Source organism: Tritonibacter mobilis F1926, from assembly GCF_000376545.2.
Classification (GTDB): domain Bacteria; phylum Pseudomonadota; class Alphaproteobacteria; order Rhodobacterales; family Rhodobacteraceae; genus Epibacterium; species Epibacterium mobile.
Map to the genome: position 1 here is coordinate 436,974 of NZ_CP015230.1, position 19,830 is coordinate 456,803.

The following is a 19,830-nucleotide window of genomic DNA, read 5'->3' on the forward strand; positions in this document are numbered from 1 at the left end:
TATTGCAGGCGTAAAAACCGAAGTGCTGCAGACAGATTGCAGGTCGGAGGGGAAGGCGCTAGCGTCGACCCAAAGGAGACCTCACATGACAAATCCGCTGCTGCGCGACTGGCAAACACCCTTTGGGATTGCGCCCTTCGATCAGATTTCTGACGATGATTTTTCCCCCGCGCTCAATCAGGCCCTTGCTGCCCATCAGGCGCAGATCGAGGCCATCGCCACCAATCCCGAGCCGCCTACATTTGCCAATGTGGTGGAGGCGCTGGAGACCCCCTGTCAGCCGCTTGAGCAGGTGTTGTCGGTGTTCTTCTCGGTCGCCGGGGCGGACAGCAACCCGGCGCGTGAGGCACTGCAGCGGAAGTTTTCGCCCAAGTTGGCCGCGCATTTTTCTGCAATCACCGCCAATAAGGCGCTCTATGCCCGAGTGCAGGCGGTCTGGGAGCAGCGTGATGATCTTGATCTGACGGACGAGCAGGCCCGTGTGCTGATGCTCACCCATCGTGGGTTTGTGCGTGGCGGCGCGGCGCTTCAGGGTGCGGAAGATACGCGCATGCAGGAGATCAAATCGCGCCTGGCAACGCTTGGGACCAATTTCACCCAAAACCTCCTTGCGGATGAGCGGGCGTGGTTCATGGAGCTCTCGGAGACCGATCTCGAAGGCCTGCCCGAATTTGTGGTCAAAGCCGCGCGCACGGCGGGCGAGGAAAAAGGCGCGTCCGGTCCGGTGATTACGCTCGCGCGTTCGATCGTGACGCCCTTCCTGCAATTTTCGCCCCGACGGGATCTGCGCGAAAAAGCATTCCGCGCCTGGGCGGCGCGTGGCGCGAATGGCGGTGACCACGACAACCGCGCAATTGCCGCTGAAATCCTGACTCTGCGCGAAGAGCGCGCCAAGCTGCTGGGCTATGAGAATTTCGCCGCCTACAAGCTGGAAACCGAAATGGCCAAGACGCCAGAGGCCGTGCGCGGCCTCTTGATGGATGTCTGGGGGCCGGCCAAGGCGCAGGCCGACAAGGACGCCGAGGTGCTGACGCGGATGATGCATAAGGATGGCATCAACGGCGATCTGGAGCCGTGGGACTGGCACTATTACGCAGAGAAACGCCGCAAGATTGAACATGACCTCGATGAGGCAGAGCTGAAGCCCTACTTGCAGCTTGACCGGATGATCGAGGCGGCCTTTGCCTGTGCCAATCGTCTGTTTGGGCTGGAGTTCGCACCGCTTGATGTGCCGCTTTATCACAAGGATTGCCGCGCGTGGGAGGTGAGCCGGAACGGCAAGCATCTGGCGGTGTTCATCGGTGATTATTTTGCCCGTGGCTCCAAACGCTCGGGTGCATGGTGTTCGACGATGCGGGCGCAGGCGAGGTTCCCCGAGGCGCAGACGCCCATCGTGGTCAATGTCTGCAATTTTGCCAAAGGGGACCCGGCGCTGTTGTCCTATGACGATGCGCGCACGCTGTTTCACGAGTTCGGCCACGCGCTGCACCAGATGCTGTCGGATGTGACCTACGAGAGTGTCTCCGGCACCTCCGTGGCGCGTGATTTTGTGGAACTGCCGAGCCAGCTTTATGAGCATTGGCTCGAAGTGCCCGAGGTGCTGCAAGAATTTGCCACCCATGCCGAAACTGGCGAGCCGATGCCAAAAGCAATGCTCGATAAGGTGTTGGGGGCGGCGACCTTCAACATGGGCTTTCAGACCGTGGAATATGTCGCTTCGGCACTGGTGGATCTGGAATTCCACGATGGTGCCGCCCCCGCTGATCCGATGGAAAAACAGGCCGAAGTTCTGGCCGAGATCGGCATGCCCTCAGCCATTGTCATGCGCCATGCAACGCCGCAGTTTGCGCATGTGTTTTCGGGCGATGGCTATTCCTCGGGCTATTACAGCTACATGTGGTCAGAGGTGATGGACGCGGATGCCTTTGCCTCCTTTGAGGAGGCAGGGGGCGCATTTGACCCCGAACGTGCCAAGGCGCTGGAGGCGCATATCCTCTCCAAGGGTGGGTCTGAGGATGCGGCGGATCTTTATACGGCGTTCCGGGGACGGTTGCCCGGTGTTGAGGCGCTTTTGAAAGGGCGCGGGCTGGCAGCGACGTAAGCGCCCCCTGCGGGGACGCGGCCTCCGGCGGAGGTATTTTGGAAAAGATGAAGAGGGGCGCGATGCGGCGCCCTTCTTTATTAGTAGCCGCGCTCGCGATCTACCACATGCACAAAGTCCTCGCCTGCCTCGCCGCGACGGATGTTTTCTGCAATCACGCGCGATGCGGTGAGGGGCCGGGTTTCGGCGGCAATATGCGGTGTGACCGTGACGCGCGGATGTGCCCAGTAGGGATGGTCGTGGGGCAGGGGCTCCACCCGGAAGACATCCAGCGTTGCGTGGTCGATCTGACCGCTGTCCAGCGCAGCCAGCAGAGCCGTGTCATCGATCAGCGGCCCACGCCCCGGATTGATCAGGCGCGCGCCTTGGGGGAGATACTCGAGGCTCTGTGCGTTCAGGATGTTTTCTGTCTGCGGGGTGTCTGGCAACAGCAGCACCACGATCTGCGCGTTTGCGAGCGCGGGCTTGAGACCACCGGAGCCGTGGTGGCAGGTCACATCCGGCAGATCCTTGGCGGTGCGCGACCATCCCGATACCGGAAAGCCCAGCTGAGTCAGCGCTTTGGCGCAGGCGTGACCCAACGCGCCGAGGCCGAGGATGGTCACCGGGCGTTCCTCTGCCAATGGTGGCACATAGGGCTGCCAGCGGTCTTGCAATGCGACGGACCGGTCGATTTCCAGATGGTAGCGCAGCACGTGGCCGGTGACCCATTCGACCATGGATTGGGTGAGGCCCGGATCAACCATCCGACACAGGGGCTGGGTCAGAGTTTCATTGCCGGTGATCTTCTCAACCCCTGCCCAGAGGTTCAAAACCGCTTTGCAGCGCGTGTAGGGGCGAAAATCCTGCACGCCCGAATTAGGTGCATAGACGATGTAGTCGACGTCTTCGGGTGCAAAATCCTGACGCAGATCGACCTTCAGCCCATTGGCGATAAATGCGGCTTTGAGCGGGGCCTCATAGGTCTCCCAGCGTTCGGGACGGGCGGCAAACAGCGCGTTGATCATGTGGCGAAGACCCCGTCCATATCTGCAAAACCTTTGACTTCGATGGGGTTACCGGCAGGATCATAGAAGAACATCGTGCTTTGCTCGCCCGGCTCGCCCTTAAATCGGGTGGTCGGGGGGATCTCAAACTCCACGCCAGCCTCGTGCAGACGTTCGGCGAGGCGTTCCCACTGATCCTGAGGGAGGATCACCCCGAGATGCGGCATCGGCACGAGGTGTTCGCCAACCCGGCCGGTTTTGGCGGTTTCAAAGGGTGTGCCCTTGTGGAGCGATATCTGGTGGCCGAAGAAATCGAAATCGATCCAGCTGTCGGTGCTGCGTCCGGCGCGGCAGCCCAGTGTCTCTGCATAGAAGCTGCGCGCGGCGTCCAGATCGTCGACGTGATAGGCGAGGTGAAAGATGCTCATTCGGCGTCTCCTGCGGTTGCATTGCATTTGAGTTCTGCATAGCGCTTCGAGAGCTTAACATGCTAGCTTGTTTTTGAAGGTTCAATCGTAAGGAAAACTGTGGACACGCGATTTGTTGCCAGCCTGTTGGCCATCGTCGACGAAGGTTCCATTGCCGCTGCGGCGCGACGTGCTGGCGTGACGGCCTCAGCGCTGTCGCAACGGGTTGCTGCGTTGGAAGGTGATCTCGGGGTTGCGCTGCTGCGGCGTGAGGGGCGCATGGTGCGGCCTACCCATGCCTGCAGCCGTTTGTTGCCGCGACTGCGGGAATTCATACGGTTGGAAGGAGATCTGCGTGCTGATCTACGAGGGCATGGGATGGCAGGCACCGTGCGCGTCGGGGCGATTTCTACCGCATTGGGAGATTGGGCCGCACCTCTGCTGCGGCATCTGCGTACCACTGCCCCTGAGGTGGATCTGCGTTTGGTTCCGGGGACTTCGTCTGGATTGCTTGCGCTGTTGGAAGCGGAAGAAATCGACGTGGCTGTGGTGGTGGAGCCGCCTATGGCGTTACCGAAATCATTGCGGTTTCAGCCACTTCTTAATGAGCCGATTGGCTTGCTCAGCCCCGTGCAGGGACCCTCAGACAAACTGCCCTATCTGGTCTATTCACGCGATGCGTGGGGAGGGGCGGTGTGTTGGTCCGCGCTAAACGCGCGTGTTCATGATCCTGCGGTTCTGGTTGAGATGGATGCATTGGAGACCATTGCCCAGATGGTGGAGGACGGGGTGGGCCAGGCGGTGCTGCCAAGATGGCGCGGTCTGTCGCGGCACGCGCCCAAGGCGCAGTTCGCACCATGGCCAGATGTGCATCGCACCATAGGTTTGGTGCATCGCTTGCGGGATTTGGACAGCCCCTTGCTCGCCCTTGTGCGGGACGGGATCGGAGGTGGGCGTCTTGATCGTTAGCGCGGGCGGTGGACGTTGGCGCTCTGCACGATGCCGAAGGCTGCCAAAAGCACCAGCATCGCCGACCCGCCATAAGAGACCAGTGGCAACGGTACGCCCACAACGGGTGCAAGCCCCATAACCATCGACATATTGACTGCAAAGAACAAAAAGAAATTCAGCGCGATCCCAAGTGTGACCAGCGACGAAAAACGGTCCTTGGCCGAGATCGCGGTGGAGACACAAAAGACAATGATCATCACATAGATCGACAGCAGCATCACACCGCCAACAAACCCGAATTCCTCGGCGAGCGTGGTGAAGATAAAATCGGTCTGCTTTTCCGGCAGAAAGTTCAGCCGCGATTGGGTGCCTTGCATGAAACCGCGCCCTGACCAGCCGCCGGACCCTAGGGCAATTTTGGATTGGGTGATGTGATACCCCGCACCCAGAGGGTCTTGGGATGGATCAAGGAAGGTGTCGATCCGGCGATACTGATAGTCCTTTAGCAGTTGCCAATCGGTGCCTCGGCTTTGAAATACGGCCGCCACAAGCCCCCCTGCTGCGGCAAACACCGCTGCAAAATAGGCCCAGTGCACACCTGCCAGAAACATCACGCCGCCCCCTGCCGCCAGCAAGAGAATGGAGGTGCCAAGATCGGGTTGCTTGAGGACCAGAAAAGTCGGTGCGAGGATCAAAAACAGTGGCAGCAACACAAACAGGGGCCGCGATGTGCGATTTGCCGGAAGCCAGTCGTAATAGGCTGCAAGCACCATCACGAGGGTGATTTTCATCAACTCTGAAGGCTGTAGACGAATGGGCCCAATGTCGACCCAGCGTTGCGCGCCCATGCCGACAGAGCCGAAGAACTCCACTGCTACCAACAGCACCAAGGCCAAAAGATAGGCCACCACCGAGATATTGCGCCAAAACCAGATTGGCACCATTGCCACCACCAGCATGACGCCCAGCCCGAGCAGAAAACGCTTGGCCTGCGGTTCGACCCATGGCGTGAAAGAACCACCCGCCACAGAATACAGCATCAAGAAGCCAACACCTGCAGCCGCAGACAGCAACAGGACTAGCGGCCAGTTCAGAAAGAGGATCTTGCGCAGCCCGGTTGGGGTCGATTTTGCGTGATACTCAAGATAGCTCATGCCCGATCACTCCCGCCGCTCTCGGTGCGCTGGCGCATCTCGCGTTCAAGACGCTCTTGTTGTGCTTCGATCTTGCGCCGGTCACCAGCCGGATATGCCTCCAGCGGCGGGGTGCCACCATAAAGCGCCTGCAACAGCACATCGCGCGCAACAGGGGCCGCAACAGAAGAGCCGCCACCGCCATGTTCAACCACGACGGCGACTGCGTATTTCGGTTTGTCATAAGGGGCGTAACACACATACAGCGCGTGGTCGCGGCGCTCCCATGGCAAATCCTGATTTCGGATAACCCCCGATGCGCGTTCCGCGGCGGTGATGTTCCTCACCTGACTGGTGCCGGACTTCCCGGCCATGCGCATTCCGTCCCCGATAATGCGCGAGCGGTAGCCCGTGCCGCGTCGGTCGTTGCTGACCGCATACATGGATTTGCGCACATGGTTGAGATGGTTTTCATTGAGCCCGATCGGCTCACCTGCGCCGGAGGGTTGCTCTACCCCATTGATGGATTTGACCAATCTCGGAGAGACCTCGCGGCCCGATGCAAGGCGCGCTGTCATCACCGCCAACTGCATGGGAGAGGCCAGCATATAGCCCTGACCGATGGAGGCATTCACGGTGTCGCCCACCAGCCAGTCCTGACCGTAGGTGCGCGATTTCCATTCGCGATTCGGGGCCAGACCTGCGGCCACCGCAGACATCGGGATATCATGGCGGATGCCGAGACCAAGCCGGTTTGCCATCTCTGAAATCCGATCGATGCCGACCTTGATGGCAAGGTCGTAGTAATAGACGTCACAGGAACTTTTGAGCGAGTCCAACAGGTTAACATGCCCATGTCCCGCACGTTTCCAGCAGTGGAACCGCCGACCGGAAACCTCTAGATAGCCGGGGCACCAGGTTGTTTCCTCAGGCGTGATGACGCCAGCTTCCAAACCCGCAAGGGCGGTGACCATTTTAAAGGTCGATCCGGGCGGGTAGGTGCCTTGAACCGTTTTGTTGGCCAACGGGCGATAGGGGTCTTCGGTGAGCGCGCGGTAATCGGCAACTGATATTCCGCGCACAAACAGGTTAGGATCAAAACTGGGGCTCGAACAGATCGCACGCAGATCACCATTTTCCACGTCTATGATCACGGCGGCCGCGCTTTCGGTGCCAAGACGGGCCTGCACATAGCTTTGCAGATCTGCATCCAGCGTGAGCTGCATATCTGCGCCTGCTTCGCCTTCGCGCCGGTCGAGTTCGCGCATCACGCGGCCTGCGGCATTGACCTCGACCCGTTTGATGCCTGCTTTGCCACGCAGGGTTTCCTCTTGTTTGGATTCAAAACCCACTTTGCCGAATTGAAAACGCGGGGTCAGCAGGACGGGGTCTGGGTTTTCCATCTTTGACAGATCATAGTCCGAGACCGGGCCGACATAACCCACAACATGCGCAAAATCAGAGCCTTGCGGGTAGACACGCGACAGGCCGACTTCTGGCGTGATGCCGGGCAGGGCAGGGGCGTTCACCGCAACCTTAGAGATATCGTCCCACGAAATCTGGTCCGCCAGCGTGATCGGCAGGAATGGTCGCGAGCGGCGCATTTCCGTGCGCGCGCGCTCCAGATCTTCTTCATCAAGCGGCAGCAGACGGGTCAGATTGGCAATCACCTGCTCCACATCACCTGCGTCTTCGGGGACCAACACAATCCGGTATGAGGGCGAGTTTTGCGCGATGATATTGCCATTGCGATCATAGATCTCGCCACGGCTGGGCGCGAGCAGGCGGATGTTGATGCGGTTCTCTTCTGCAAGAAGTCGGAACTGGTCGGCCTGATCGACTTGCAAGAACCGCATCCGCATCGCCAAGGCACCGGTAAACCCAAGCTGTAAACCACCCAGCACCAAGGTGCGCCGGGTCAGCATGCGGTGGCTGTGGTCCTGATCTTTCTGATTGCGTTTCACAGGCGCGCTCCAAGGGTTTCTGCATCCGCCGCCGACAGACGACGCACTCCAAACAGGCTCTGGCTTATCAGAACCACAAGCGGATAAGCGGCAATGGTCATGATGACCTGCACCAGAATCAGCGCAATATGCGCCTGATCCACGGCCAGAATGCCAAGGATCATCCGGTTGAGCAAAGCGATGGCAATCATGACGATGCTGACCGCGACCCACTCACCCAAGAATGGCGTTTCGCGATGCGTCGACAAGCGCGATTTCAGGAATTCGCAGGCCAACAGCACCAAGAGCGCCCAGAGTCCGGGTGGGCGCTGGAACAAAAGATCGGCCAGCAGCATCACCATCGCGATCAGGAGCGGCGGCACAAAATCTGGCCGCCGCGATGACCATGCCAGCGCCATCGCCAGCAGGAAATCCGGCGGGCTCCAGCGTCGGGGGATGGTGTCGAGCGGCAGCAGGTGGAAGAACATGAACAGAAGCGCCAACCCGGCAAAGATCGCGCGCATGAGCCAGATCGCAGCCGGAGAGGTCTTAGCCATTGTCAGCCTCTTCCGGTGTCTCGGTGGGCGTTGCGCCCTCAAGAAACCCATCGGGGCGCGGCAGCGGGATCATGTCTTCGGGAACGGGTGCGATCAGGGCACCGGGATCGGTGATCGGCGTACTGCCCTGATGACGCAGCACCCGCAGGAACTCAAGTCGCTCATAATCTGCAGACAAACGTACCCGCAGGCGTCCGGCGCGGTCTTGTGCGACCTGACCGATCAAAAGACCCGGTGGAAAGACTTTGCCGTCGCCCGAGGTCACGACCCGGTCGCCGGGGCGCACCAATTCAGGGTTTTCAACAAAGTTCAGCAAAGGTGCTGCGGTGTTGTCGCCACTTACCAATGCGGATTGCCCCGAAGGCTGTAGCGTCGCAGGCACGGCACTGGCGGCGTCCGTCAAAAGGATCACCCGCGCAGTATCAAGCCCGGTGCCAGAAATCCGACCGACCAGCCCGATCCCATCCATCGCGGCCCAGCCGTCTTGGATGCCATCACGCGCGCCCACATTCAAAAGCACCGATTGACGAAAGGGGGAGCCTGAGTCGGCGAGCACCACGCCCGTCACATAGGTAAGCTGCGGATCAAGACGCACATTGTTCAGATCCAGCAAGCGCGCGTTTTCCTGCTCCAACTGCAGCGCGGCCTCTTTCCACGCGCGCATCTGGCGGAGTTCAGACCGCAATTCCCGGTTTTGCTCTGACAGACGCTGGTAGCTCTGAAAGTCGCGTACGAGGTTGATTGCGCCAGTGACCGGTGCCATCGCCCATTGCATATTGGGCACCACTGCATCCACCACCTGTGCGCGAAACCGTTCCACGCGAGGGCTGTCGATCCGCCAGACCAGAAAAATCACCGCCAGCACAAGCACCAAAATCCCGACAAGCAATCGCTTGAGCGGACCGGCGTAATCTTCGCGCTGTGACCGGTCTTTGGCCAAGGCTCTCCTTCCAGAAGTCAATCAAAACCAAGGGCATGCCCGATCAGGGCGGGGCGTTAGCTGTCGTAGTCGATCGCGTGGCGCAGCTGCTTTTCGTACTCAAGCGCCTTGCCGGTACCCAGTGCCACACAATTCAGGCTCTCATCCGCGATCGAGACCGCAAGGCCAGTTTGTTCGCGCAGCGCCAGATCCAGATCACCCAAGAGCGCACCACCACCGGTCAGCATGACGCCCCGGTCCACGATGTCCGCGGCCAGATCAGGCGGTGTGGTTTCCAATGCGGTCATCACCGCCTCGCAGATTTGCTGCACCGGTTCGGCCAGAGCTTCGGCGACCTGAGCCTGCGAAATCTCGATCTCTTTGGGCACCCCGTTCAAAAGGTCACGCCCCCGGATCTGCATCGACTGGCCACGGCCATCGTCGGGCATGCGGGCGGTGCCAATGGAGGTTTTGATGCGTTCGGCCGTGGCCTCACCGATCAACAGGTTCTGCTGGCGGCGCAGGTAGGAGATGATCGCCTCATCCATACGGTCGCCACCGACGCGCACGGAGCGCGCGTAAACGATGTCGCCCAAGGACAGAACAGCCACCTCTGTGGTGCCGCCGCCGATGTCGACAACCATGTTGCCGGTTGGGTCCGTGATAGGCATGCCAGCGCCGATGGCTGCCGCAATCGGCTCTGCGATCAGCCCTGCGCGGCGCGCACCGGCGGCCAGCACTGACGAGCGGATCGCGCGTTTTTCCACCGGGGTTGCGCCATGCGGGACGCAGACGATGACCTTCGGCTTGGAGAAGGTGGAGCGTCTATGTACCTTGCGAATAAAGTGCTTGATCATTTCTTCGGCAGTATCGAAGTCCGCGATCACCCCTTCGCGCATCGGGCGGATCGCCTCGATGGAGCCGGGGGTCCGACCGAGCATCAGCTTGGCGTCCTCACCGACTGCGAGCACCTTTTTCACGCCATCTTTGACGTGATACGCGACCACAGAGGGCTCCGACAGGATGATGCCGCGGCCTTTGACGTAAACCAGCGTGTTTGCAGTACCGAGGTCAATGGCCATGTCCGAGGTGAACAGACCGCCGAGATTTCCGAAGAGCGCCATGTAAAAGGGATCCTGTAAGTACTGCAATTGCCGGGCCGCGACTCTTTCGTCGGGCCGCAGACTTTGACCTTATAAGCATGGCGGGCCTGCCGTAAAAGGGAGTATTGGGTTCACCTAGCGTCTTTTCGCTTGTGAAACGGGCCAATTGCGTCCTCAAAGGTGGAGGAATCACATCAAGGCGTCGCCCTAGCTCGAAAAGATAGCATCCATGCGGGCCTTATAGCTGTCCCAGCTGACGGTGGCGCGGTTGCCTGCGTAGTTGTGATAGTAGGATTTCCCATTGGAGGTTGGGAGCCCAGCCCAGATCTTGGCGAGGTTGTTCATGAATGTGGTCTGGGTCATGTCACCGGCTTTGAACTGAGACAGCCCCGCCTCTTCGATCAACTGATGTGCAAGTTGATCCTGCAGATCTTTGTTGAACTTGCGGCCAAGCGGGACGCCCTGGTGTTTGACAAGACGGCGCAGTGTGGCGGGGATGAACTGATAGCGCCCGATGGCATGTGGTTGCCCGGGTGTGGCGTCAATCCAAGTGTAGATCTCCAGCAATGTCATGTCTGTCGGGTCTGCCGGGGGCTTGATTTTTGCGCCATGTTGGACGGCGTCATAATCGGCCTTGCCGGCCTCAGCACTTGCGATGACGTTCATGATTTCCGCGACATCGATGCCCACCGCCACGGCCGCACGTGCAAAGAGGCTGCCGCTGCTGCGGCCTCGAAACAGGCTGGCTGCACCCGGATTCATCGACACGGCACCGCGGCCGGTCGCATCATCATTGAGCACCACGTCGCGTGCAGATGGGGCAGAGGTCCGCATAAAGAAACCGCCATCGCCAACCAGAGAAAACCCTGCAGAATTGGCATGAAGGGCGCTGTTCCAGCTGGAAAAGATCAGCGTAAGCGCAATGAAAACGCCGGATGTGAGGCTCGTTCTGAGGGGCATATGGACCTGCTTCTGCGGGTAATTTCTCCTCTCACTGTGCCGCAATGTGGTTGAGATTTGGTTTAGGGAGCGTGAGCGCTGCCCCTTTCGCAACGCCTGCATTGCAGCTAAGGGAGGACCATGCTGTCCTATCAACATATCTATCACGCGGGTAATCTCGCCGATGTTCAAAAACACGCGCTGTTGGCGTGGATGCTGGACTACATGACCCGCAAGGATAAGCCATTGAGCTATCTGGAAACCCACGCGGGGCGGGCGCTCTATGATCTGGCGTCTGCCGAGGCGCAAAAGACCGGTGAGGCGGCGCAGGGTATCGACATCGCGCGGGATTGGTTTGCGCCCGATCATCCTTACGCACGGGCGTTGGATCGTGTGCGGGCGGCACATGGCGCAACCAGCTATCCGGGGTCTCCTCAGATCGCGGCAGAATTGTTGCGCCCCATCGATAAGCTGCATCTGGCAGAGCTTCACCCGCAAGAAGCTGCGGCACTCCGGGACGCGATGCGCGGCAGCGGCGCGAAAGTCCATGTGCAGGATGGGTTTGAAATGGCGCAATCGCTGGCCCCGCCAGAACCGCGTCGGGGGCTGGTGCTGATAGACCCGAGTTACGAGATCAAAACCGATTACACGCGCATTCCCGGTATCATCGCGAAACTGCATCGCAAGTGGAACGTAGGCGTTATTGCGCTTTGGTATCCGCTGCTGAGCGATGGCAGCCATAAGTCGATGCTTGCAACGCTTGAAGGGCAGGGCTTGCCGGATGCGCTGCGCCATGAGGTGCGGTTCCCGCCTGCGCGTGAAGGGCACCGGATGGTGGGGTCGGGGATGTTCGTGGTCAACGCGCCCTTTGGGTTGGCACAGGAAGCGGCGCGTCTAGACGCGAAATTCGCACGCCTTTGAACGCGCGAGAATTTCAGCTAACACCCTTGATTATATAAGAAAACCGCCCGCGTCTGAACGCGGGCGGTTAATGGATTGCGGCGTTTGCTCTTGTGAGCGGTGTTTACGACGCGCGGCGCAATGCGCTTGTGTCGTCTTTCTCCACCTGAAACTGGCGAGCGTTTTGCGCCAGAGTGTTGGCTTCATCCCGCAGGCGTTGGGTTGCCGCCGATGTTTCCTCAAACATTGCCGCGTTCTGCTGGGTGACTTGATCCAGTTGGTCCGCAGCGGAGGTGATTTCAGACAGGCCGGTGGATTGCTCGCGGGCGGCTTCTGCAAGAGCGCTGACGGTTTCATTGATCGCCGAGATATGCTCGTTGATCTCGTCCAGCGCGGTGCCGGAATCACGCGCCAGAGCGACGCCGGTTTCGACCTCGCGGCTGGCGTTGGTGATCAGTTCCGCGATTTCACGTGCCGCATCCGATGATTTGCCGGCCAGGGCACGGACCTCACCAGCGACGACCGCAAATCCACGGCCCGCTTCGCCAGCGCGGGCAGCCTCGACCCCGGCGTTTAGGGCCAGAAGGCTGGTCTGGAATGCGATGTCGTCAATGAGCGAGGTGATGCTGGAGATTTTGGCTGAGCTTTCCTCAATTCCGCGCATTGCATCAATGGTGCGACGGACCACCTGCGCGCCACGCTCCGTGCGGTCGCTGGCTTGCTGAACGCGCTCAGAGGCGGCGCGGCTTTCCTCAGCAGAATTTTTAACCGATGCCGAAAGCTCTGTGAGGGCGGCGGAGGTTTCCTCCAACGAGGCGGCCTGCGTTTCTGTCCGCATGCCCAGTTCTCGCGAGGAGCTGTCGAGCGCTTCGCTTTCGCTCTCGATGCGCTCCACGCCGACCATCAGCTTGCGCATCAGATCGGAAATCTGCGTCACAGTCGCGTTGAAGTCCTCTGCCACCTGCCGGAACTCTTCCGGCATGGCGTCATCAACGCGCACGGTCAGATCACCTTGGGCGAATTTCGCCAGACGTTGGCTGAGGATGGCCACGACGCGTTGGCGTTCCTCATCCTTGATGTGCGCCTCTGCTTCCAGTGCGGCCTGCATCTGCAACCCGTCGCGGAAATTGGCGACCGCATGGGCCATTTGGCCGATTTCACTGCGGTCCGTGAGGCCCGGCACATCAGAGTCGAGATCGCCATCAGCCATCGTCGCCATACGCCCCTTGAGCGCATTCAGCGGTGGCAGCATGCTGCGAATGATCAGAAGCGAAACGCCGATCAGCACCGCCAATGCAACGCCCAATCCAACCAAAGCACGCATACGCATCTGAGCAATATCAGCCTCAATGTCATTCACGTAAGCGCCGGTCCCCAGATACCAATCCCAAGGTTCGTAATACTGCGCATAGGTCAGTTTGGGTTCTACCTCTTTGGTCGCGGGGTTCTCAAAGTAGATGGTGGAGACGGACTGCCCGTTCTCATCCAAATTCCCGAGAATCGCCTCAAAGATTTTGTTGCCATGCACGTCTTTCAGATTGCGCTGACTTTCTCCGCCAACCCACTGCGGACGAAAAGGGTGGACGGAATAGACGATGTCGCTGTCAAAGGCGTAGATATAGCCGTTGTCACCAAACCGCAGGTCATTCAGAATCTGGCTGACGGCGGCCTTGGCCTCTTCAAGCGTGATTTCACCGGCTTCTACGCGGTTGTTATAGGCCTCAATCTGGCTGCGCCCAACGTCGGTGATATGACGCAGTTCTTCTGCTCGAAGGTCATATGCGGCATCAGATGCGCGGTTGAGGGTGAAGAAGGTCAGGCTTGCGGCTGCGATGAGCGCAAGCGCCACGAGGGCGTAGATCCTATAGGATAATCCGTAAAATGCGGCGGGCATGGTGGTAGGCCTTGCGTGTTTTCGATTGGCTCCCTTTTTGCGCCAAAAATACTAACGCCGACTTTACAGAAGGGGTCTGATACAAAGGCGGTCAGCAGGTATTCACAAAATGCAATTCAAAACTGTCGCGCGTCACAGATGGCGCTGGCCCTAAAAAACAACGCCCGGACAAGGCCGGGCGTTGCAAGTTCTTATCGTTTGTTTAGTCGACTTAACCGATGATGCCATTGAGCGTTGCAGAGGGGCGCATGACTGCAGCCTTTTTCTCAACAGACGGGTGGTAGTAGCCACCGATATCGGCAGGCGCGCCTTGTGCGGCTGCCAGTTCCGACAGGATTGCATCTTCGCTGGCTGCAAGCGCACCGGCGATGGGGGCGAAGTGTTCTGCCAGTTCTGCGTCTTCGGTCTGGGCTGCAAGCGCTTCTGCCCAGTAGCGGGCAAACCAGTAGTGGCTGTCGCGGTTGTCGGGCTGGCCGACTTTGCGGTCTGGCGATTTGTTGTTGTCGAGGATGCCTTGGGTTGCAACCTCGGCTGCTGCGCCCAGCACGCCTGCTTTCTTGTTGCCTTTTACATCGGCAAGAAAGTTAAGGCTCTCCCCAAGGGCACAGAACTCACCCATGGAGTCCCAGCGCAGGTGGTTTTCCTCAACCAGTTGCTGCACGTGCTTCGGCGCAGAACCGCCAGCGCCGGTTTCAAACAGGCCGCCACCGTTCATCAGCTTCACGATCGACAACATCTTGGCCGAGGTGCCCAGTTCCAGAATCGGGAACAGGTCAGTGAGGTAGTCGCGCAGCACGTTGCCGGTGATGGCGATGCTGTCCTTGCCTGCGGTGATGGTCTCAAGGCTCTGACGGGTTGCTTCGCGCGGCGCGAGGATCAGGAACTTATCCGCAACACCTGCCGCTTCCAGCGCGGGCGTCACGTATTTGATCAGCTCGGCGTCATGGGCGCGGTTGGCATCAAGCCAGAAGATCGCCTCAGACCCGGTCAGACGCTGACGGTCCAGCGCCAGCTGAATCCAGTTCTCGATCGGTGCTTTCTTCACGGTGCAGGCGCGCCAGATGTCGCCAGCCTCGACGTCATGCGAATGCAGGGTCTCGCCGTTGGCCAGAACGATGCGAATAGCGCCGTCTGCTGGTGCCTCAAACGTGGTCGGGTGGGAGCCGTATTCCTCGGCCTTTTGTGCCATCAGGCCGACGTTGGCGACGGAACCTGCCTTGGTCACGTCCAGCGCGCCATTGGCTTTGAAGTAGTTGATGGTTTCGTCGTAGACGGTGGCATAGCAGTTGTCGGGGATGACGCAGTTCACGTCGCCCTTGTTGCCTTGGGAATCCCAGCCCTTGCCGCCTGCGCGGATCACCGCCGGCATGGAGGCGTCGATGATCACGTCGGAGGGTACATGCAGGTTGGTGATGCCCTTGTCACTGTCGACCATGTACATTTCAGGACGCTCGGCGCGCACGGCCTCAATGGCTGCGGTGATTTCGGCATTGCCTTTCACGCGCTCCAGGAGGTCGCCCATGCCGGAGTTTGCATTGACACCCAGCGCCTTCAGCTCCGCGCCGTATTTGTCGAACACCGGCTTCAGCCAGGCCTTCACCGCGTAACCAAAGATGATCGGGTCGGAGACCTTCATCATGGTGGCCTTCATGTGCAGCGAGAACATGGTGCCATCGGATTTGGTGTCTTCAATCGCGCCTTCGAGGAAGCTCGACAGCGCCTTTACGGACATGAAGGTCGCATCGGCCACGGTGCCTTCGGTCAGCGGCCATGCGTCCTTCAGCACGGTAACCGCGCCATCCTTGGCGACAAATTCGATCTTTGCGTCGCCCGCCTGATCGGCGGTGATGGTGGCGGATTTCTCGTTTGCATAGAAATCATTGCCTGGCATCGACGAGACTTTGGTTTTGCTGTCGGAGGCCCAAGAACCCATGGAATGCGGGTTGTTCTGGGCGTAGTTCTTTACGGCCTTGGCGGCGCGGCGGTCAGAGTTGCCTTCGCGCAGCACCGGGTTCACGGCAGAGCCTTTGATGCTGTCGTAACGGGCACGGATTTCCTTTTCCGCGTCGGTGGACGGCTCGTAGGGGTAGTCGGGCAGCTTGTAGCCCTGTGCCTGCAGTTCCTCGACGGCGGCAACCAGCTGCGGCACGGAGGCGGAGATGTTCGGCAGTTTGATGACGTTGGCGTCTGCGGTCTTTACCAACTCGCCCAGTGCGGCGAGATCATCGCTCTGACGCTGGTCGTCGGTCAGGTTCTCGGGGAAGGTCGCGATGATGCGGGCCGCCAGAGAAATATCCTTGGTGCCGACGCTGACACCGGCGGCATCCGCGAACTTGCGGATGATCGGCAGGAAGGATGCCGAGGCCAGCTCGGGCGCTTCGTCTACAATGGTATACAAAATGTCCGGCGTTGAATTTTCTGCCATGTTTCACAACCTTTCTGCGAATTCGGAAGCTGTTGTTCGTCGTCAAATCGGTGCGCGTTCGTCGCGTCACCTATTGCCCGTCCGGTCAGCGGCACAAAGCCAGCGCCGGGCAGGCATGATGTTCACACGCCTCTCCTAGACCACGAGGCGGCACAAGGCAATTGTCTCCATGCGACTTCGCGGGATTGTTGCGCAGCGACGGATAGAACTTAACCCTAACCTTTCAGGATATGATCTATCCCTGCGAAGGTTCCCCCTGTCCATTTGCGCGTTTCGGCTATTCTGTCGTTGGTTTGAGTATCGCTGCGGGTGCATGGTTAACATGGCTTAAGGGGCGTGATGGTTAATGCCCTGACACCGGAGCGGGCGCGGTACGGAATGCGGGGGGCACTGAACCGCGCCCCCGGGCTGCCTCGATCCAGATGAACGGCAGGGTGCCGTGTTGAGTGAGGCGATCGTCTCCTCTCTCAGCGCAACGGAGAATGAAACTATGCGGACAGCGGCTGCAGGCCATCTGTTTATATATGCGCCGGTTCCGGTCTACCGGGATGCAGACGCGCTTTATGTCGAGCGGCAGGCGGTGAACGGCCTGCGTCTCTGGTCGCGTCATTTCGCCCGAGTCACCGTTGTCATGCCGGAAAAAAATGCCGATGTGCCAAAGGGCTGGATGCCACTCGCGGAGGCGTTGAGCGAACTGCCGGACGTGCGAGTGGAGACCGTGCCTTCGGCCTTTAGCCCGCAGCATTTCTTGCGCGTATGGCCGCGCGAACGCCGCCGCCTGAAGGCGCTTGTGGCTGAGGCCGATTATCTGAGTTTTGCCATTGGCGGGTTGTTTGGCGATTGGGGGGCGGTCTGTGCGCTGGAAGCGCTGCGTTTGCGCAAGCGCTTTGCCATCTGGACGGATCGTGTCGAATCCGACGTGCTGCTCAAATCCCGCGAATGGGGTGATTGGAAACAGCGCCTGAAATCGCGCCTTTATCGTCGCCCCATGGCGTGGTTGGAGCGCACGCTGATTTCACGTGCCGATCTGGGCCTGTTTCACGGCAAAGAGACTTATGACGCCTATGCGGGTTTCAGCCGTAATCCGCAGTTGGTGCACGACATACATATTGCCGGAGCGGATCACATCAGCGATCAGGCGTTGCAGGTCAAACTCAGCGAACTTCGCCAAAGGCCGCTGCGAATCGTCTATGCGGGCCGTGCCGAAGGCATGAAAGGCCCCGCCGATTGGATCTCCGTGCTGGAACGCCTCTCTGTGCTCAACGTGCCCTTCGAGGCAGAATGGCTTGGGGATGGCAGCTGTTTACCAATGATGCGCAACCGTATCCGGCGTGCGGGCCTGTGTGATCAGGTGCGTTTTCCGGGGTTCGTCGAGAATCATGCAGATGTGCGTGCGCGTCTGCAGCGCGCCGATGTTTTCCTGTTTTGCCACAAAACCGCCGAGTCGCCGCGCTGCCTGATCGAGGCACTTACCAGTGCCACGCCGATTGTGGGCTACGAGGGCGCATATGCGCGGGATCTTATTGCCGGTAGCGGTGGGGGACTTCTGGTGCCGCAGGGAGATACCGAACGATTGGCACAAACGCTCGCTGTGCTGAGCGATGAGCGTGAAACCTTGGCGATGTTGATGCGCCGCGCCCATATGGAGGCTGCGCCGTTCACGGATGAAAAAGTGTTTGCACACCGCTGTATGTTGATCCGGCGCTATCTGGCCCCGACGTCGCGCACATCGGGCCGTGGACCCGGAGGGCGTGCTTTACGGGTGGCCGCCGAAGGGTGAGGGGGCTGCGTCTATTCGCGCAGCTCGTCCGCGTCTACGCCCCATAGGTTTTCCTTGCGCGTCCAGCCGGTGTGACCTCCGGCGGTGACCTCGCACCAGCTGGGATCACAGGCCCCCAGTTGCGCCACAACGCCAAGTTCAAAAGCGGCGACGACGGGTGCACCTTCTTGGGGGCGGGCTCGCACCTGCAGCATGTCTTCTTCGATCAATACGGTGCGAATCCCCGACAAGAGCGCGTAATGCACCCAGCCGCCTTGTCCGTCACGGTCCTGCACCCGCCGCCAATGACCGTACTCGGCAGTTACCTCAAGTGGCATGCCACGCCGTTTAAAAACCCAGTCAATCCGATGATTGAGCGAGGGCCCGCGGCGCACGTTTCCTTCGGCGGCTTTCATGGAAACGAACCGAGGCAGCGGCAGGTTCGTCACCGGGCCGAGCTTTGGTCCCGTGCCATTGGCACTGGTGCCATCCTGCGCTGCAGCCGCCAATGTTGCGCCCGCCAGAAAGCAGCCCATCAAAAGCACACATAGCGCCTGCCGCACAGCATTTGCTGCGCTTAGGCCGCGACGGCGACCTTTTGTTTCAGTGATTTTCTGCACGGCCTCAATGCCCATCATTGTCCCGGGCGCCTTGTTTTTATGATCCCGCCACCCGCTGATCCTGCATCTGCTCATATCGTAACGCAAGCTCGGGCGGAAGGGTGCTTGTGCCCGCAATTATCTTGCGACACGATGCCATGGAATGGATCGACTTGCATAGCCCGAGGGAGAAGGCACGTGCCCAGAGAACGCCTGAGTGTTGTTGTTACGCGACGGTTGCCAGAGCCGGTGGAAACCCGCCTGAGTGAGCTGTTCGACGTGCGGTTGCGCACCGATGACACCCCGATGAGCCGCGAAGAGCTGGCCGCGGCCATGAAAGAGGCCGATGTGCTGGTGCCCACAGTCACCGACACGATTGATGCGGGCCTGCTGGGGCAGGCGGGCGAAAGGTTGCGGTTGATCGCCAATTATGGCGCCGGGGTCGACAATATCGACGTCGCGACCGCGCGTCAGCGTGGCATTCTGGTGTCCAACACACCCGGCGTGCTGACAGATGACACCGCCGATATGACCATGGCGCTGATCATGGCGGTCGTGCGCCGTATTCCCGAAGGTCTCGCTATTATGCAGCGCGGCGACTGGGAGGGCTGGTCCCCGACGGCAATGCTGGGGGGGCGTCTGGCGGGGCGTCGTCTTGGTATCCTAGGGATGGGGCGTATTGGCCAGGCGGTTGCGCGCCGTGCCCGCGCCTTTGGCATGCAGGTCCATTACAACAATCGCCGCCGCCTGCGCCCCGAAGTCGAAGAAGAGCTGGAAGCCACCTGGTGGGAGAGCCTCGATCAGATGGTGGCGCGGATGGATGTGATTTCGATCCACTGCCCGTCGACGCCTTCGACCTTTCATCTTATGAACGCCCGCCGCCTGAAGCTGTTGAAACCGGATGCGGTGATCGTGAACACGTCACGCGGCGAGGTGATTGATGAGAACGCCCTGACACGGGGCTTGCGCGGCGGTGAAATCGCAGGCTGTGGCCTTGACGTCTATGAACACGGCACCACGATTAACCCGCGCCTGCGCGAACTGCCCAATGTGGTGCTGCTGCCGCATATGGGATCCGCCACGATTGAGGGCCGGATCGAGATGGGTGAAAAGGTTCTATTGAACATCAAGACATTTGAAGATGGGCACCGTCCACCGGATCAGGTGGTGCCTTCTATGTTGTAAGCGTAACACCCGGCAGATTCCGGGCTGCG

At 59.9% G+C, this 19,830-nt stretch carries 16 protein-coding genes; 5 read left to right on the forward strand and 11 right to left on the reverse strand.

Annotated elements, in window-relative coordinates:
• Positions 1-85: 85 nt before the first annotated feature.
• Positions 86-2,101 carry a M3 family metallopeptidase gene (locus tag K529_RS02100; protein ID WP_005623168.1) on the forward strand — a complete coding sequence of 672 codons (2,016 nt, stop codon included), beginning with the start codon at positions 86-88 and terminating at the stop codon, positions 2,099-2,101.
• A gap of 80 nt (positions 2,102-2,181) precedes the next feature.
• Here the strand turns inward: K529_RS02100 and K529_RS02105 are convergent, their stop codons facing one another.
• Complete coding sequence (locus K529_RS02105; RefSeq protein WP_005623166.1) at positions 2,182-3,108, reverse strand: 2-hydroxyacid dehydrogenase; 927 nt, start codon at positions 3,106-3,108, stop codon at positions 2,182-2,184.
• Positions 3,105-3,515 (reverse strand): VOC family protein, encoded by a 411-nt coding sequence (locus K529_RS02110; RefSeq protein WP_005623164.1) that lies wholly within the window; start codon positions 3,513-3,515, stop codon positions 3,105-3,107. Before K529_RS02110 ends, K529_RS02105 begins: the two co-directional genes overlap by 4 nt.
• A 99-nt stretch (positions 3,516-3,614) precedes the next feature.
• On the opposite strand from K529_RS02110, the gene K529_RS02115 reads away from it, so the two are divergent.
• Positions 3,615-4,463 (forward strand): LysR family transcriptional regulator, encoded by an 849-nt coding sequence (locus tag K529_RS02115; RefSeq protein ID WP_005623161.1) that lies wholly within the window; start codon positions 3,615-3,617, stop codon positions 4,461-4,463.
• Here K529_RS02115 and rodA read toward each other — a convergent pair.
• The 6 genes from rodA to K529_RS02145 all read right to left on the reverse strand — a co-directional run bounded on the left by rodA (position 4,460) and on the right by K529_RS02145 (position 11,060).
• Complete coding sequence (gene rodA / locus K529_RS02120; RefSeq protein WP_005623158.1) at positions 4,460-5,599, reverse strand: rod shape-determining protein RodA; 1,140 nt, start codon at positions 5,597-5,599, stop codon at positions 4,460-4,462. The genes K529_RS02115 and rodA overlap by 4 nt on opposite strands.
• Entirely contained in the window at positions 5,596-7,542 is a 1,947-nt protein-coding gene (gene mrdA / locus K529_RS02125) for a penicillin-binding protein 2 (RefSeq protein WP_005623156.1), read from the reverse strand. The genes rodA and mrdA overlap by 4 nt, the downstream gene beginning before the upstream one ends.
• Complete coding sequence (locus K529_RS02130) at positions 7,539-8,078, reverse strand: hypothetical protein (RefSeq protein ID WP_005623153.1); 540 nt, start codon at positions 8,076-8,078, stop codon at positions 7,539-7,541. Before K529_RS02130 ends, mrdA begins: the two co-directional genes overlap by 4 nt.
• Positions 8,071-9,018 carry a rod shape-determining protein MreC gene (gene mreC, locus K529_RS02135; RefSeq protein ID WP_005623150.1) on the reverse strand — a complete coding sequence of 316 codons (948 nt, stop codon included), beginning with the start codon at positions 9,016-9,018 and terminating at the stop codon, positions 8,071-8,073. Before mreC ends, K529_RS02130 begins: the two co-directional genes overlap by 8 nt.
• A 56-nt stretch (positions 9,019-9,074) precedes the next feature.
• Entirely contained in the window at positions 9,075-10,121 is a 1,047-nt protein-coding gene (locus K529_RS02140) for a rod shape-determining protein (protein ID WP_005623148.1), read from the reverse strand.
• 186 nt (positions 10,122-10,307) lie between these two features.
• Positions 10,308-11,060 carry a lysozyme family protein gene (locus K529_RS02145; protein ID WP_005623147.1) on the reverse strand — a complete coding sequence of 251 codons (753 nt, stop codon included), beginning with the start codon at positions 11,058-11,060 and terminating at the stop codon, positions 10,308-10,310.
• A 120-nt stretch (positions 11,061-11,180) separates the two neighbouring features.
• On the opposite strand from K529_RS02145, the gene K529_RS02150 reads away from it, so the two are divergent.
• Positions 11,181-11,960 carry a 23S rRNA (adenine(2030)-N(6))-methyltransferase RlmJ gene (locus K529_RS02150; protein WP_005623144.1) on the forward strand — a complete coding sequence of 260 codons (780 nt, stop codon included), beginning with the start codon at positions 11,181-11,183 and terminating at the stop codon, positions 11,958-11,960.
• Positions 11,961-12,063: 103 nt separating this feature from the next.
• Here K529_RS02150 and K529_RS02155 read toward each other — a convergent pair whose 3' ends face one another.
• Both K529_RS02155 and K529_RS02160 read right to left on the reverse strand, forming a co-directional pair.
• Complete coding sequence (locus tag K529_RS02155) at positions 12,064-13,833, reverse strand: methyl-accepting chemotaxis protein (RefSeq protein WP_005623143.1); 1,770 nt, start codon at positions 13,831-13,833, stop codon at positions 12,064-12,066.
• A gap of 211 nt (positions 13,834-14,044) precedes the next feature.
• Positions 14,045-16,258 carry an NADP-dependent isocitrate dehydrogenase gene (locus K529_RS02160; RefSeq protein WP_005623140.1) on the reverse strand — a complete coding sequence of 738 codons (2,214 nt, stop codon included), beginning with the start codon at positions 16,256-16,258 and terminating at the stop codon, positions 14,045-14,047.
• A gap of 490 nt (positions 16,259-16,748) precedes the next feature.
• Between K529_RS02160 and K529_RS02165 the strand changes: the two genes are divergently transcribed.
• Entirely contained in the window at positions 16,749-18,038 is a 1,290-nt protein-coding gene (locus tag K529_RS02165; protein WP_005623137.1) for a glycosyltransferase, read from the forward strand.
• A gap of 11 nt (positions 18,039-18,049) precedes the next feature.
• On the opposite strand, the gene K529_RS02170 is transcribed toward K529_RS02165, so the two are convergent.
• Entirely contained in the window at positions 18,050-18,655 is a 606-nt protein-coding gene (locus K529_RS02170; RefSeq protein WP_005623134.1) for an SH3 domain-containing protein, read from the reverse strand.
• Positions 18,656-18,814: 159 nt separating this feature from the next.
• On the opposite strand from K529_RS02170, the gene K529_RS02175 reads away from it, so the two are divergent.
• Positions 18,815-19,801, forward strand: coding sequence for a 2-hydroxyacid dehydrogenase (locus K529_RS02175; protein WP_005623130.1), 987 nt, complete (start codon positions 18,815-18,817; stop codon positions 19,799-19,801).
• The last annotated feature ends 29 nt before the right edge of the window (positions 19,802-19,830 follow it).